This window comes from Caldanaerobius polysaccharolyticus DSM 13641 (genome assembly GCF_000427425.1).
GTDB lineage: Bacteria > Bacillota > Thermoanaerobacteria > Thermoanaerobacterales > Caldanaerobiaceae > Caldanaerobius > Caldanaerobius polysaccharolyticus.
The window spans coordinates 51,600-65,976 of the sequence record NZ_KE386493.1; the positions used below are offsets into that span (position 1 = coordinate 51,600).

Genomic DNA, 14,377 nt, shown 5'->3' on the forward strand with positions numbered 1-14,377 from the left:
GTGTATACAAGTTATTGGGGTACCTATTCAGCGCTGTTAAAAGCTATGATTCGAGTTTGCGCATGGACGTCTCTACCGCCATATGAAGACAAGCGAATTCCCATATCTCTCTTTTGCAAAGCGAGTTATGGGGATTTGCTGTATATAGGTGTTGATGAAAAATTAAATGAAGTCTATATACTAGGCCATAGGGGGTTGTCAGATGTTATCGAGAACGCGCTGTGGGGATTGCAAAAAATTTTTGACTTACGCGACGATGATGTAATATTTATAGATACCCAGGGCTATGAAGACCCGTGGGATAGCTTATTTATAAGGCTTATAAACCATGGTATATGCAGTGATATGTTAAAGCGCGCATTGTATAAAAAATTCCAAATAAAGTTAGAAAGAGGTGAAATACCCTGGTAATAATCTACACTTGTTACGGAGGCGCCCATAGCTCTGTGGTAGCTGCTGCTATTCACGTGGGAATGCTTCCTTCAGACAGGATTCCATCTTACATCGAAATTGCGTCAGTTCCTTATTACGACCGCACTGATTCAAAATTCATAGGTATTCCGCTTTTTATGGGTATGGACTTACAGGAAAATCGGGTGTATGCCATGGGCATGAAAAACGGTGAAGCAATGATAGAGCGTATTATGTACCAATATCTCAGCAGCTACGGCATAGCAAAAAGCGAATTGATATTTGCAGACGCCTTTAGCACTCTCAGCGTCATCACCAAGCTTGGAGGCTTTATATCTCGTAGATTGCAGCTTGTGAGCCTGGGGAGACCCCTGACAATATGGGGGATAATGAAAAATTATGGCAAACTTGTTAAATTGGTCGATGATACAAAAAATAAAGTCTTGACTTAATCGAATTAATACCTGATAATAATTGATAGGTGAGGTATATTGAGTGAAAAGCTGATCGTAGGGGTAGAGAGGGACAGCATTGCCGAAAGCCTGGGAATAAATCCCGGGGACAAGCTTGTGGCTATAAATGGTGTGTCTGTCCGCGACGTTTTAGATTATATTTTTTATACCACTGACGAAGATGTTGTAATTGATATAAAAAAAGCCGATGGCCACATCGCCAGGTACAGGGTGTCCAAGGAGTACGATGAAGACATAGGGCTGGTATTTGAGGATGGCCTTATGGACAAACCGCGGGTGTGCGCCAATAAATGTGTTTTTTGCTTTGTGGATCAGATGCCTAAAAACATGAGAAAAACCCTGTATTTTAAGGACGACGATTACAGGCTTTCTTTTTTGCATGGCAATTTCATCACATTGACCAATGTCGACTATAATGATATCCAGCGCATTGTGGAGATGAGATTAAGCCCGCTTTATATCTCGGTGCACGCTACAGATGACGACGTAAGGGCAACCCTTATGAGAAATCCTAAAGCAAGGGGCATTATGCAAAAATTGAGAGTGTTGGTCAGTGGAGGTATAAGCCTGCACTGCCAGCTGGTGATAGCAAGGGGTATTAACGACGGCGAAATACTGGATAAGAGCATAGGCGACCTTGCAAGCCTTCACCCTGGTGTCTTATCCATAGCTGTGGTACCGGTGGGGTTGACTGCACATAGGGAAAACCTGATGAATATAACGCCATGGGATAGTTCATCATCGCAAGAAATAGTCAAACAGGTAGAAAGATGGGGAAAGGAATTTAAAAAGAGATTGGGTACGCCTGTAGTATACGCAGCAGACGAATTTTACGTAATGGCTGGCGTAGATGTCCCGGAGGCTAGTTATTACTGTGGTTTTCCTCAGATTGAAAATGGCGTAGGTTTAATGGCCAAGTTTAAAAGTGAATTTCACGATGCATTAAAGCGTTACGCTCATAGGACTTCTAGGGTTAAAAAGGTATCTATAGCCACCGGAATTTCTGCTTGTGATTTTATAAAGAGGTTGTCGGAGGAATTGATGGAGTGCATTGATGTGGATGTGCAAGTTTACGGTATAAAAAATGATTTTTTTGGCCACAGCGTTACAGTGGCTGGCCTTGTTACGGGGAAAGATCTTATAGGTCAATTAAAAGGCAAAGGTCTGGGTCAAAGGCTTATAATTCCAGATGTCATGTTGAAATCAGGAGAAAAAGTTTTTTTGGATGACACCACTGTCGACGATGTAAAGAGGCAGTTGAACGTAGATGTGGTGGTATCGCCTGTTGACGGTGAAGAATTTATAAAAAATGTAATAGGGGAGATGTAAATGCCAGGTTCAATTGTCGCTATTGTAGGCAGACCCAATGTAGGTAAATCCACGTTGTTTAACAGGCTTGCAGGCAAGAGAATAGCTATAATAGAGGATAAACCGGGCGTTACCAGGGATAGGCTGTATCATACTTGCGAATGGGCCGGAAAGGTTTTTACCATTGTAGACACAGGCGGTATAGATGTGGGTTCGACGGATACATTGTTTCAGCAGATTAGGAAGCAAGCGCAAATAGCTATAGATACAGCAGACGTGGTGGTATTTGTGGTGGATGCTAAGGAAGGGCTTTTGCCTGCGGATTGGCAGATCGCGGATATCTTGAGAAAATCCAATAAGCCTGTTATTGTGGCGTGTAATAAAGTAGACAGCGCTAAGATGCGAGAGAGCTCCTATGAATTTTACGGGTTAGGATTTGATCACGTTCACATGATTTCTTCTGTAAACGGAACAGGTACAGGGGACCTACTGGATACTATAGTTAAACTTTTGCCTGATAGTCATCATGAAGAATATGATGAGGATACGGTTAAAGTAGCTGTTATAGGCAGGCCCAATGCAGGCAAATCTTCTATAATAAATAAGGTGTTAGGCGAAGAGAGGGTAATAGTCAGCGATATACCGGGTACTACCAGGGATGCTATAGATACTCCTTTTGAGATAGACGGAAAAAAGTATGTCTTTATAGACACAGCCGGGATAAGGCGAAAGAGCAAAATAGAGGAATCGGTGGAATACTACAGCGTGCTTAGGGCTATGTCGGCAATTGATAGGTCAGATGTATGCCTTATGGTGATTGACAGCTATGAAGGCATAGTGGAGCAGGATACAAAGATAGCTGGTTACGCTCATGAGCAAGGCAAAGGGATGATAATCCTCATGAATAAATGGGATAAAGTGGAGAAAGATACCAGGACCGCAATAGAGTATACCAAGATTATAAGGAACAGGCTGGATTTTATATCTTATGCGCCGATTTTGTTCGTATCAGCCAAAACCGGCCAGAGGATACCTCGCATAATCGAGACTATAGATGAAGTAGCAGCTGAGAGGTCCAAGAGGCTTGCCACAGGTGTGTTAAATGATATGTTAAATGAGGTCCTTGCTACCAACCCGTTGCCCTCTGCTGGCGGCAAACACGTCAAGTTGTATTACGGAACACAAGTAGCGGTAAAGCCTCCTACCTTTGTTTTCTTTTCCAATTATCCGGAGGAGGTACATTTTTCATATGTGCGCTTTCTGGAAAATCATATAAGAAAGTTATTTGGATTCGAGGGAACGCCTATAAGGATCAAAATAAAAAAGCGCGGAGAAGTGTAAAAGAGGGGAGAATTTATGCATATTTTGTGGTCGATTCTGGTTATTTTGGCATCTTATCTTATAGGGGGATTTAATTCTGCGTATTACATCGGAAGGCTATGGGGAGTAGACGATATAAGAAAATACGGCAGCGGCAATCCAGGGACTACTAATGTACTGAGGATCGTAGGTAAAAGAGCGGCTTTTTTTACGTTACTGTTTGATGTGGCAAAGGGTTTAGTGGCTGTATCGTTAGGTCTTCTTTTAGTTAAAAGCTCAGGAGTCGCTATTTTATGCGGGTTGGCTGTAATAATAGGGCATAATTACCCCGTGCAGCTAGGGTTTAAAGGAGGAAAAGGCATCGCCACGAGTATAGGAGTTATATTTCTTCTTAGCCCTCTAGCAGCGCTTTGCTCTCTTTTAATTGGCCTTGTAGTAATTGCTATAACTAAATACGTATCCCTGGGGTCCATTATAGGTTCTGTGCTCTTTCCTGTATTTGTAGCTGTATTCAATGGTTCATGGCAGTATATCCTTTTTGGCGTTGTTATGGCGTTGATGGCTGTATACAGGCATCGAGCAAACATCAGCCGATTGGCCAGTGGAACTGAGTCCAGAATAAAATTGTATTAATATAAGATGTAATAATTCCTGACCTCCTCTAATATATATGTATTGTTAGAATGTTGCGTATTATAGATGGGATATCATATATCGGGGAGGTCGGGTCGATGGAGTTTGACGTATACAAAGACATTGCTGAGCGCACCGAGGGAGATATATATATCGGCGTCATAGGGCCTATCAGGACAGGAAAGTCTACCTTTGTCAAAAGGTTTATGGAACAGCTAGTTATACCACATATAGATAATGCTTATAAGAGAGAAAGGGCGAAAGACGAATTGCCTCAAAGCGCTGCGGGTAAGACCGTTATGACGGTGGAACCCAAGTTCGTCCCTAATGAAGCTATAGAGATAAGTATAGCGGAAAATATAAGGTTTAGAGTGAGAATGATTGACAGCGTAGGTTACCTTGTGAGAGGAGCCTTGGGGTATACCGAGGGTGAAAAGCCCAGAATGGTAAAAACCCCTTGGTCTGACGAAGATATGCCTTTTGAAAAAGCAGCTGAATTGGGAACTCGAAAGATCATCACGGAGCACTCTACCATAGGAATCCTCGTTACCACCGATGGCAGTATCACCGATATACCCAGAGAAAATTACGTGGAAGCGGAAGAAAGGGTGGTAAAGGAGTTAAAAGAGATCAATAAACCTTTTATCATCGTCTTAAATACGGCAAAGCCTGACGAACAGGATACCAAAAACCTAAGGGATATACTGGAGGAAAAATACGATGTTCCTGTGATGATCCTCGATGTCATGAAAATGGATTCTGACGATATAAAAGATATTTTGCAGAAAGTTCTTTTTGAATTTCCAATAAGAGAAATAAACTTCAATATGCCCAAATGGGTTGATGTACTGGAAAGCGAACACTGGCTTAAAAGCGGAATAATCTCCGCAGTTAAAGATGCAGTTAAGGATATGTTTAAAATTCGAGATGTGGATGAATGCATCGGCGTATTGGGCGAATGCGAATACATTGAAAGCTGGGCTGTGGATAGGATAAATTTAGGCGAAGGGATAATCTCTGTTATAATAAAACCTGTGGAGAATCTGTATTTTAGGGTGCTAAGCGAAGTCTCAGGGTGTGAGATTAAAGGCGATTATCAGCTTATAAATCTCCTGAAAGAGCTGGCATATACCAAAAAAGAATACGACAGGCTGTCTAATGCCCTTGAAGAGGTTAGAAACAGGGGCTATGGCGTCGTGATGCCCTCTCCTGAGGAGATAAAGCTGGAAGAGCCTGAAATCATAAAGCAAGGAGGCAGGTTTGGGGTACGGTTAAAAGCCAGTGCTCCATCGCTGCACATCATGAGGGTTGATATACAGACGGAGGTATCTCCAATAGTAGGCACGGAAAGGCAAAGCGAGGAATTTGCTAACTACCTTATGCAGCAATTCGAGAGCGATCCTGCAAAGATATGGGAGGCAAACCTCTTCGGAAAATCCCTTGACGATCTGGTGAAAGAGGAGATGCAGAACAAGCTCACCAATATGCCTGAAGAGGTTCAGGAAAAGTTGAAAATGACGTTGCAGAGAATAGTAAACGATGGCGGCGGTGGGATACTTTTCGTGATATTGTAAAACAGGTATCGGAATCGTGAGTGGTGGGGAGCAAGAATACAAAGACCGGGCGGGAAAGCTCACGGGTTTACTAGTGGGATGAAAGCCCGGCTATTTTTGTCAATGCCGCAAACAGGGAGGAGGGAATACGCTTGAGTTATATAAGGTTAGCTAAAATTGAAGATGTAGCTAGTATGAGTAGAATACACGCTTTAACGTGGAAAGAAGCTTATAAAGGTTTGATACCGCAAGAATATCTAAATGGGATTTCGGAAGATAAATGGATCAAGCCATTTACCGATGCGTTATCTAATAAATTGCATGAAGCGGCGATAATAAATAATGGAGAAACTGATACTGGATGTGTTTGCTTTGGCAAATCGCGTGATGGAGAAACTGGATATGGAGAGATCATATCTATATATGTTTTACCGGCATATTGGTCAACTAAGCAAGGTTATGAGTTAATGAATTTTGCTTTAAATAGATTGAAAAAGCAAAATTTTGATTATTGTCACCTTTGGGTTTTGGAAGGTAAATTACAATTTTTTCCTTTAAAATAAACACTTGATTTTTTTTTATTTATGTTTTATAATACTTTCTGTAATTGTTCTGGGTGTAGCGCAGGTGGTAGCGCGCCATCTTGGGGTGGTGGAGGTCGCGAGTTCGAGTCTCGCCACTCAGACAGAAATAAAGAACTACCTTCGAAGTGAAGGTAGTTTTTTATTTTACATTTTCCCTTTTTTTTGTTAAAATGATATTGTGGTGTGGGGTATGAATAAAAAATTCTGGGCGTTTGCTTTGTGTGCCGTTGTTTCTGTGGCTTTTTACGGCGTATTAAGATTTCAGCTGAACGCTCCTGAGATTGCAGTGGTTACTTATGGGACATTGGAGGAACATTTTTATACTGAAGCTCGGGTATTTTACGATCAGCGAGTTATAAATTCGCCTATAAACGGAAGGCTTGTAAGAATTGCAGAAGAAGGCCAGAGGGTGAGCAAAGGAGATGTAATAGCCCGTATAGATGGCAGCGAAGCTAACGTGTATATGGAAAAATTGAAGGATATCGATGATCAGATCAGCAAAATCAAGGAGGCTGGCAATGGCATTTTTTCAAGAGACATAGCCAGCATTAACAAGATGATTGATGAAGACATGAAAAAACTCCAGGAAGCCGTAAACCGTGGAGATTCCGCCAGCGTGGAAAAATACCGCCAAGACATAAAAAAGCTCAATGACGAGAGAAAAAGGATAGCTAAGGTTTCGGGCTTTAATGTGGACGAGATAATCTCCCTATTAAAGCAAAGAAAAGAGATTTTATCTAAGTTAAGTAAAAACTCCATTCAGCTGATGGCACCACAACCAGGTCTTTTACATTATATATCCAACAAGCAAGCTGTTTCGGCAGGACAGGTGGTTGTCAGCCTTATAGATAATTATCAGTGGTATATACAGTTTCACACTGGTGTAGGCGATTTAAAACAAGGTCAGCTGGTTGATATAGAATTTTCCGATTACAGTGTTCCTGTTAAGTTTTACGTGTCCAGCGTTAAAAAAACCAATTCTGGTTACGATGTGGTGTTGTCCACTACGTATTATGTCAAAGACTTTTATAAAAAACGAAATGAAAAGGTCAAAGTGGTGTTAAAAAATGTAGAGGGATTGAAAATTCCTCGATCCGCGTTATCGAAAAAGGGCGATATTACGGGGGTTTACGTGTTAAAAGAGAAGCCGGTCTTTTACCCTGTTAAAGTGGTATCCGCTTATGGGAAATACGCTATAGTGGAGAACGAGAATGCGGGCGGTGGCATCAAAGTCTACGATGAAATCATTATAGATAGGCGAGGTGAGGGCGGTGGACGTAAGGACTAACATAGAGGCTATCAAGTCCAACATCCAGCGAGCGTGTAAAAAGGCAGGCAGAGATCCCTCTGAAGTAACTATTATGGCGGTTACTAAAACCATCCCAGTGGAAAGAATAAAGGAAGCAATAGCGTGTGGCATAAAAGTTATAGGAGAAAACAGGGTCCAGGAGCTGGTAAAGAAATATCCTCTTATTGGTGGCGATGTAAAGTGGCATATGATAGGGCACCTGCAAGTGAATAAGGTTAAGTACATAGTAGATAAGGTGGAGCTCATACATTCGTTGGATTCTGTAAAACTTGCTCAGGAGATAGACAAAAGGGCAAAGGCCATAGGTAAAAGACAAAATGTGCTTATAGAGATTAACATTGGCGGGGAAGATACTAAATACGGGATAAAACCAGAGGAACTGGGGGATTTTATAAAACAGATAGAGGGATTTGAAAATCTATGCGTTCAGGGGTTGATGACCGTTGCGCCTATAGTCACTGCACCTGAGGATGTGAGACCGTATTTTAAAAAGATGAAGCAGCTTTACGACGAATTAAAGGACATGAAATCCCGTATTATAGATGCAAGATATCTTTCCATGGGAATGACATCTGATTATGTGGTTGCGGTGGAGGAAGGTGCCAATATAGTGAGGATCGGCACCGGTATTTTCGGGCCGAGAAACTATGATAAGTGAAAAGGGGGATTAATGTGAACGTCATTGAGCGCATAATGTCGTATCTTGGCCTTGAAGAAGATGCAGAGGATGGAGAAGAAGGCTATGAGGTTTATCAGCCTGATAGGTATGGAAATCCGGCCAAGCAAAAGCCTAAAGTGGTGAATATACACGCTAATTCTCATGTGAAGATGATTGTAACAAAACCGGCAAGTTACGATGAAGTGACCAAGATATGCGATGAATTAAAATCCCGCAAACCTGTTATTTTAAACCTGCAGAACGTGGATGCAAAAGAAGCTGAGAGAATATTGGATTTTCTCGCGGGAGCGGTATATGCTGTTGAAGGTGTGATGCAGAAAGTTTCAAAGGGCGTATTTTTGATTGCACCAAACAATGTGGACATAGAAGGCATTTTAGAGGACGAAAATTAGGTGGTTTTGAACGTTATTAGGGATTTTGCAAGAATGGAGGAAGTGCTTTGGTTAACTGGGTATTATTGCAGACGATATCTATTTTTTTTGAAGTTTTAAATTGGGCTATTATTATAAGAGTATTTTTATCATGGGTGAGAGTGGATTATCGAAATCCTTTTGTGAGATTTATATACAATTTTACGGAACCTGTATTGGCACCTTTCAGAAATATGCTTATGCGCTCATCCATAGGCAGAAATATGATGGTGGACTTTTCGCCGATTATAGCCCTTCTTGTTATACAGTATATTGTAAGGCCTATTGTAATACATTTATTGCTGTTGATTTAAGGGGATAGCAGCCATGGATGAGATGAGGTTTTATGATATGATCCAATGGGTAAAGAGAAGAAAGAGGCCAAAATCCACTGACTTTTTGGAGCCTCCTGTGCTGAACAGGTTAAAGGCTATAGCTGACAAGGAAAGGGATATACTGTTCAAGGTATCAGGCGGATATGAAGGGGCGGAAAGACAGGTATTTGTGCTGTATCCTGATTTTATGCCAGAAAATGAAGTAGAGGTACCTGTGGGTGCCATTGAAATCACAGCAGGTAATGCTCAAGACAAGATCGGCCACAGGGACGTGCTAGGTGCTATAGTCGGGTTGGGTATAAAACGAGAAAAGATAGGGGACATTCTCATTGGCAGTAGTTGTCAGGTCATAGTGAAAAGCGACATATTAAATTTCCTGGAATATAACTTGACGAGGGTAGGAAAAGTTAACGTGCGAACTATCGGTATAGATTTAAAGCAGGTGATCAGCCCTGAGAGAAAACTTAAAGAAATACCGGCTGTGGTGGCTTCATTGAGATTGGACAGCGTGGCCAGTGCTGCTTTTTCTGTATCCAGGACAAAGATGCAGGATTATATAAAATCTGGTCTGGTTAAAGTAAATTGGGAAGAAGCGTTAAATCCTTCCCAGTCGTTAAAAGAAGGAGATGTAATATCTTTTAAGGGACACGGGAGAGCGGTGTTTGATAGCATCATGGGCTTTACAAAAAAGGATAGAATATCTATATTGCTAAAAAAATACATATGAGGACAGGAGGCAATGGGAGATATGCTGACCCCTATGGACATACATAACAAGGAGTTTAAAAGGTCTTTTAGAGGTTATAATGAACTGGAAGTCAATGAGTTTTTAGATGAAGTAATAGAGGATTACGAGAAGCTGTACAAAGAGAATACGGAGCTTAAAGACCGCATAAGCCTTTTAAACGATAAGTTGCAGAATTATGTTGGGTTAGAGCAAACGTTGAACAACACCTTGCTCATGGCTCAGAAGACAGCTGATGAGATGGTAGCTAGTGCGAAAGAAAAATCCGAAAATCTCATAAAAGAGGCAGAAGAAACAGCGAGAAGGATTATTGAGAAAGCCAATCAGGAAGTCATAGGGATCAAGAAAGAATACGAGAATGTGAGAAAGCAGGTACTGGAGTTTAAATTGAGGTTCAAGACGCTGCTGGAAGCGGAGCTCAAGGTATTGACAGATGAGATAAATTTTGATAAAAGTAATAGTGAAGAAGGTGGGGATGAAAATTCCCTTGAAGCCAATTTAGAATAGCGTTCAACGGCGATGAAGGAGAAGAGTAAGCTGTATTCGGCGCCTCAAGAGAAATGGCGGTAGGTGCGAGCCATTGCGGGGTATGGCTGAAAATCACTCCGGAGCTGAGGGCTGAAAAAAGAGTAAGCCTTTCCGGTTTTGCCGTTATTTCAGATGAGCGATCATTTTTATGGTAAAATGGGTGGTACCGCGAAACTTTCGCCCCAGGTGGCGAAAGTTTTTTTAGTATAAATATATACTGAGAAAGGAGAGCATTGATGGACTACAACAAGACGTTGAACCTTCCAATAACTGATTTTCCCATGAAGGCGAATTTATCAAAAAAAGAACCGGAAATACTTAAATACTGGGAAGAGATAGACCTCTATAGAAAGGTGCAGGAGAGGAGGGCAGGAGCAGAAAAGTTTATACTTCACGATGGACCTCCGTATGCCAATGGCGACATACATTTAGGACATACGCTGAACAAGGTCTTAAAAGACATTATAGTAAAATACATGACGATGAAAGGTTACGATTCACCGTATGTACCTGGGTGGGATACCCATGGATTGCCTATTGAACAGCAGGCTATAAAAAAATTGGGGATAAAAAGGCATGAGACGTCACCGGTGGAGTTTAGAAAGCTATGCAAGGATTACGCTTTGAGCCAGGTAGAAAAACAAAAGGGGCAATTTAAGAGATTGGGCGTAAGAGGCGATTGGGATCATCCTTATCTGACCCTAAACCATAAATTTGAAGCAGAACAGATAAGGGTATTTGGCGAAATGGCGAAAAGGGGTTATATATACAAGGGTTTAAAGCCTGTGTACTGGTGCCCTACCTGTGAAACAGCGTTGGCTGAAGCCGAGATAGAATATGCTGATCATAAGTCCGACGCTATTTACGTAAAATTCATGGTTGTTGACGATAAAGGCCTGTTTAAGCCCTATGTAGAAGATTTAAATAAGGTCTATTTTGTCATATGGACGACTACTACGTGGACGCTTCCCGCAAATCTGGCAATATGTTTAAACCCTGAGTTTGATTATTCCTTGACCAGGTTTGGAGACGAGGTCTACGTACTGGCTGCTGACATGATAGACATGGTGGTAAAAGATGCAAAATTACCTCAGCAATATCAAATACTGGCGAAATTTAAAGGTAGAGATTTAGAAGGTATACAGACAAAACATCCGTTGATTGACAGAACTTCGGTTATAATATTGGGCGAGCATGTTACCAACGACGCTGGTACAGGTTGCGTTCACACCGCACCAGGCCATGGCGAAGAGGACTTTATAGTGGGTATGAAGTATGGGCTGGAGGTGCTAAATCCCGTAGACGATAGAGGTTACTTTACCGAAAAAGCTGGCAAGTATAAGGGATTGTACTACGAAAAAGCTAATCCGGTTATCCAGGAAGACCTCAAAGAAAAAAATGCTCTTTTGGCGAAAAATACTTTAAAGCATTCGTACCCCCATTGCTGGAGGTGTAAGAATCCGATCATATTCAGGGCAACCGAACAGTGGTTTGCGTCGATAGATGGATTCCGAGAAAAAGCGCTAAAGGCCATAGACGAGGTAAAGTGGATACCCGAATGGGGCAAAGAGCGCATATCCAATATGGTAAGAGACAGGCGAGATTGGTGCATATCCAGACAGAGGATATGGGGTGTTCCTATCCCTATTTTCTACTGCAAAAACTGCGGCAAGCCCCTTATCAACGATCGCACCATAGAGTTGGTGGCAAAGTTGTTTGAAGAAAGAGGCTCTGATGCTTGGTTTGAAATGGAACCCGAGGACATCCTGCCCGGTGATATAAAGTGCGAGTGCGGCCATAGGGAATTTAAAAAAGAGACCGACATCATGGACGTATGGTTTGACTCAGGATCCAGCCATAGAGCGGTGCTGGAGCATACCTCGCAGCTCAAGTGGCCTGCTGATCTGTATCTAGAAGGCAGCGACCAACACAGGGGTTGGTTTCAGTCTTCTCTTTTGACGTCGGTGGCCACTAAAGGGGTAGCACCTTACAAAAGCGTGTTGACCCATGGCTTTGTGGTAGACGGGCAGGGGCGAAAAATGTCTAAATCCCTGGGCAACGGCATAGACCCGATGGAGATTGTGGATAAATACGGTGCCGATGTTTTAAGGCTGTGGACTGTATCTGCCGATTATACCGCGGACATGAGGATATCTGACAAAATATTAAAGCAGATGACCGAAGTCTATAGAAAAATTAGAAACACCGCCAGGTTTATACTGGGCAATCTGTACGATTTCAATTACGGCGAAAACAGAGTAGAGTATGATCACATGTACGAAATAGATAAATGGGCATTGTTAAGGGTGAATGAGCTGGTAAAAAAGGTTACGGCTTTTTACGACGACTACGAGTTTTACTCCATATTCCACGCGATTCACAATTTCTGCGTCGTAGACATGAGCAATTTTTACCTGGATGTGATAAAGGACCGCCTTTACACCTATAGGCCAAATTCCTTAGGCAGGCGGTCGGCTCAGACGGCAATGTACATCGTCTTGGATAGGCTGGTCAAGATGATAGCGCCTATACTCACGTTTACATCTGAGGAGATATGGAGTTATATGAAAGACAAAGGAGGAGAAAAATTCGAGAGCGTTCAAATGTGCGATTGGCCAGTCTACGAAGATAAATATTGCGATTCGGAGCTGGAAAAGAGATGGGATTTCCTTATAGGCTTTAGAGATGAGGTTACCAAAGCGCTAGAGGAGGCCAGGGTTAATAAGGTAATAGGGCATTCCCTTAACGCTCAGGTAGATATATACCCTGATGAAAGCGAATACGGGATATTAAAGCAATACGAAGACCAGCTTTCTACTATATTTATAGTGTCGAAGGTGGTGCTGCATCAGCCGTCAGAAAGCAGCGATAGAAAAGTGGTTGTATCCAGTGCTCCTGGTGAGAAATGTGAGAGGTGCTGGATGTACAGCGAGACGGTAGGGCAGGATCCCCAACATCCCACTTTATGCGCACGGTGTGTTGAGAATATAAGGTAGATATGTAGATATAAGGGGTGATTAACGTGATAGGGATTATAGGGGCCATGAGCGTTGAGGTTAAGTTGCTGATAAAACAGATGAGCGATGTAAAAAGGGTTTCAAAGGCGAAAATGACTTTTTATCAGGGCAAGCTGGAAGATAAAGATGTAGTTGTGGTCAGGTGTGGCGTTGGCAAAGTCAACGCCGCCATCTGTACCCAGCTTCTAATAGATCAATTCAATGTAAGTGCTGTTATAAACACTGGAGTAGCCGGAGGGCTTATGCCGGAGTTAGAGGTAGGGGATGTAGTGGTTTCCAGTGAGCTCATGGAGCACGACATGGATGTTACGGCATTAGGTTTTCGGTTTGGGCAAATCCCTGATATGGATAAAAGCGTGTTTAAGGCCGATAGGCAATTGATAGATCTTGCCGTGAAATGCAGCAAAGAGGTGCTGGAAGGTAAGAAAGTGGTGGTGGGGCCGATAGTGTCGGGAGACCAATTTATAAGCCGCACCGAAAAGGTTGAATTCTTAAAAAATGTATTTAACGGGTATGCTGTGGAAATGGAAGGGGCTGCTATTGCTCACTGTGCTTATCTCAACGGGGTACCTTTTGTGGTTATAAGGGGCATATCGGATAAGGCCGACGAAAAGTCCGGTATGTCTTTTGAGGAATTTACCCAAATGGCGGCTCGCAACTCCAGTGAAATTGTGCGTAGAATGTTGCGATACTGGAAATAATACTATAAGGTGGGACAAGTGGATAACGATGAACTGGCTAAATTCATTGAGAAGAAATTCAGCGATTTGGGGATAACCATGGAAAAGTTGAAATTAGTAGAATACATGGAATTGCTTCAAAATCCCTGGCGCCTTTTTTGGCTAAATTTTATAGGCGGCCTTTACAGAGGCCTTGGAATGGCCGTGGGATTTACCATTCTAGGGGCAATTGTCATATATTTCTTGCAGAGGCTTGTGGCGCTGAATATACCGGTGATAGGTAATATGATCGCTCAGATAGTAAAGATAGTACAACAAAACCTATAACCTTCAGCGTCCTTTTTTTGCTTAAAACTTTGTCAGGGGAGTATAATATAGCTTTTAAAAGACAA

16 protein-coding genes, 1 tRNA gene and 1 other annotated feature are annotated in these 14,377 nt (G+C 42.2%); all 17 genes read left to right on the forward strand.

Annotated elements, in window-relative coordinates:
• The 17 genes from CALPO_RS0100245 (at position 1) to CALPO_RS0100330 (ending at position 14,312) form a co-directional block, all read left to right on the forward strand.
• Entirely contained in the window at positions 1 to 411 is a 411-nt protein-coding gene (locus CALPO_RS0100245) for a DUF3189 family protein (RefSeq protein ID WP_245589866.1), read from the forward strand.
• A 2-nt stretch (positions 412 to 413) separates the two neighbouring features.
• Complete coding sequence (locus CALPO_RS0100250; protein ID WP_281172704.1) at positions 414 to 863, forward strand: DUF3189 family protein; 450 nt, start codon at positions 414 to 416, stop codon at positions 861 to 863.
• A gap of 39 nt (positions 864 to 902) precedes the next feature.
• Complete coding sequence (locus CALPO_RS0100255; protein ID WP_026485553.1) at positions 903 to 2,213, forward strand: DUF512 domain-containing protein; 1,311 nt, start codon at positions 903 to 905, stop codon at positions 2,211 to 2,213.
• The gene (gene der, locus CALPO_RS0100260; RefSeq protein WP_026485554.1) at positions 2,214 to 3,533 is read left to right on the forward strand and encodes a ribosome biogenesis GTPase Der; all 1,320 of its coding nucleotides are present in this window, start codon (positions 2,214 to 2,216) and stop codon (positions 3,531 to 3,533) included.
• 15 nt (positions 3,534 to 3,548) lie between these two features.
• Entirely contained in the window at positions 3,549 to 4,145 is a 597-nt protein-coding gene (gene plsY / locus CALPO_RS0100265; RefSeq protein ID WP_051585737.1) for a glycerol-3-phosphate 1-O-acyltransferase PlsY, read from the forward strand.
• A gap of 98 nt (positions 4,146 to 4,243) precedes the next feature.
• Positions 4,244 to 5,719 (forward strand): stage IV sporulation protein A, encoded by a 1,476-nt coding sequence (spoIVA, locus tag CALPO_RS0100270; RefSeq protein WP_026485556.1) that lies wholly within the window; start codon positions 4,244 to 4,246, stop codon positions 5,717 to 5,719.
• Positions 5,720 to 5,850: 131 nt separating this feature from the next.
• Entirely contained in the window at positions 5,851 to 6,261 is a 411-nt protein-coding gene (locus CALPO_RS12795) for a GNAT family N-acetyltransferase (RefSeq protein ID WP_245589860.1), read from the forward strand.
• Between the two features lie 49 nt (positions 6,262 to 6,310).
• Positions 6,311 to 6,383 (forward strand) — tRNA-Pro (locus CALPO_RS0100280).
• Between the two features lie 89 nt (positions 6,384 to 6,472).
• A complete protein-coding gene (locus CALPO_RS0100285) occupies positions 6,473 to 7,570 on the forward strand; it encodes an HlyD family efflux transporter periplasmic adaptor subunit (protein WP_026485557.1) in 1,098 nt (365 codons plus the stop codon).
• On the forward strand, positions 7,554 to 8,249 hold the full coding sequence (locus CALPO_RS0100290) for a YggS family pyridoxal phosphate-dependent enzyme (protein WP_084295079.1): 696 nt from the start codon (positions 7,554 to 7,556) through the stop codon (positions 8,247 to 8,249). The genes CALPO_RS0100285 and CALPO_RS0100290 overlap by 17 nt, the downstream gene beginning before the upstream one ends.
• Positions 8,250 to 8,263: 14 nt before the next feature.
• A complete protein-coding gene (locus CALPO_RS0100295; protein ID WP_084295081.1) occupies positions 8,264 to 8,662 on the forward strand; it encodes a cell division protein SepF in 399 nt (132 codons plus the stop codon).
• A 47-nt stretch (positions 8,663 to 8,709) separates the two neighbouring features.
• Entirely contained in the window at positions 8,710 to 8,994 is a 285-nt protein-coding gene (locus tag CALPO_RS0100300; protein WP_035171801.1) for a YggT family protein, read from the forward strand.
• Between the two features lie 13 nt (positions 8,995 to 9,007).
• Positions 9,008 to 9,742 (forward strand): YlmH family RNA-binding protein, encoded by a 735-nt coding sequence (locus CALPO_RS0100305; protein WP_026485561.1) that lies wholly within the window; start codon positions 9,008 to 9,010, stop codon positions 9,740 to 9,742.
• A 12-nt stretch (positions 9,743 to 9,754) separates the two neighbouring features.
• Positions 9,755 to 10,267, forward strand: coding sequence for a DivIVA domain-containing protein (locus CALPO_RS0100310; protein ID WP_245589861.1), 513 nt, complete (start codon positions 9,755 to 9,757; stop codon positions 10,265 to 10,267).
• A gap of 3 nt (positions 10,268 to 10,270) precedes the next feature.
• Positions 10,271 to 10,476: a binding site (T-box leader), on the forward strand.
• Between the two features lie 48 nt (positions 10,477 to 10,524).
• On the forward strand, positions 10,525 to 13,284 hold the full coding sequence (gene ileS, locus CALPO_RS0100320; RefSeq protein ID WP_026485563.1) for an isoleucine--tRNA ligase: 2,760 nt from the start codon (positions 10,525 to 10,527) through the stop codon (positions 13,282 to 13,284).
• A gap of 26 nt (positions 13,285 to 13,310) precedes the next feature.
• Positions 13,311 to 14,006 carry a 5'-methylthioadenosine/adenosylhomocysteine nucleosidase gene (locus CALPO_RS0100325; protein WP_026485564.1) on the forward strand — a complete coding sequence of 232 codons (696 nt, stop codon included), beginning with the start codon at positions 13,311 to 13,313 and terminating at the stop codon, positions 14,004 to 14,006.
• 78 nt (positions 14,007 to 14,084) lie between these two features.
• The gene (locus CALPO_RS0100330) at positions 14,085 to 14,312 is read left to right on the forward strand and encodes a DUF5665 domain-containing protein (RefSeq protein ID WP_407638197.1); all 228 of its coding nucleotides are present in this window, start codon (positions 14,085 to 14,087) and stop codon (positions 14,310 to 14,312) included.
• Positions 14,313 to 14,377 lie beyond the last annotated feature (65 nt).

Bases quoted from the DNA above. Each gene is read 5' to 3' on its own strand.
- der (WP_026485554.1), top strand. From the start codon at position 2,214: ATGCCAGGTTCAATTGTCGCTATTGTAGGCAGACCCAATGTAGGTAAA.
- plsY (WP_051585737.1), top strand. From the start codon at position 3,549: ATGCATATTTTGTGGTCGATTCTGGTTATTTTGGCATCTTATCTTATA.
- spoIVA (WP_026485556.1), top strand. From the start codon at position 4,244: ATGGAGTTTGACGTATACAAAGACATTGCTGAGCGCACCGAGGGAGAT.
- CALPO_RS0100285 (WP_026485557.1), top strand. From the start codon at position 6,473: ATGAATAAAAAATTCTGGGCGTTTGCTTTGTGTGCCGTTGTTTCTGTG.
- CALPO_RS0100305 (WP_026485561.1), top strand. From the start codon at position 9,008: ATGGATGAGATGAGGTTTTATGATATGATCCAATGGGTAAAGAGAAGA.
- CALPO_RS0100310 (WP_245589861.1), top strand. From the start codon at position 9,755: ATGGGAGATATGCTGACCCCTATGGACATACATAACAAGGAGTTTAAA.
- ileS (WP_026485563.1), top strand. From the start codon at position 10,525: ATGGACTACAACAAGACGTTGAACCTTCCAATAACTGATTTTCCCATG.
- CALPO_RS0100330 (WP_407638197.1), top strand. From the start codon at position 14,085: ATGGAAAAGTTGAAATTAGTAGAATACATGGAATTGCTTCAAAATCCC.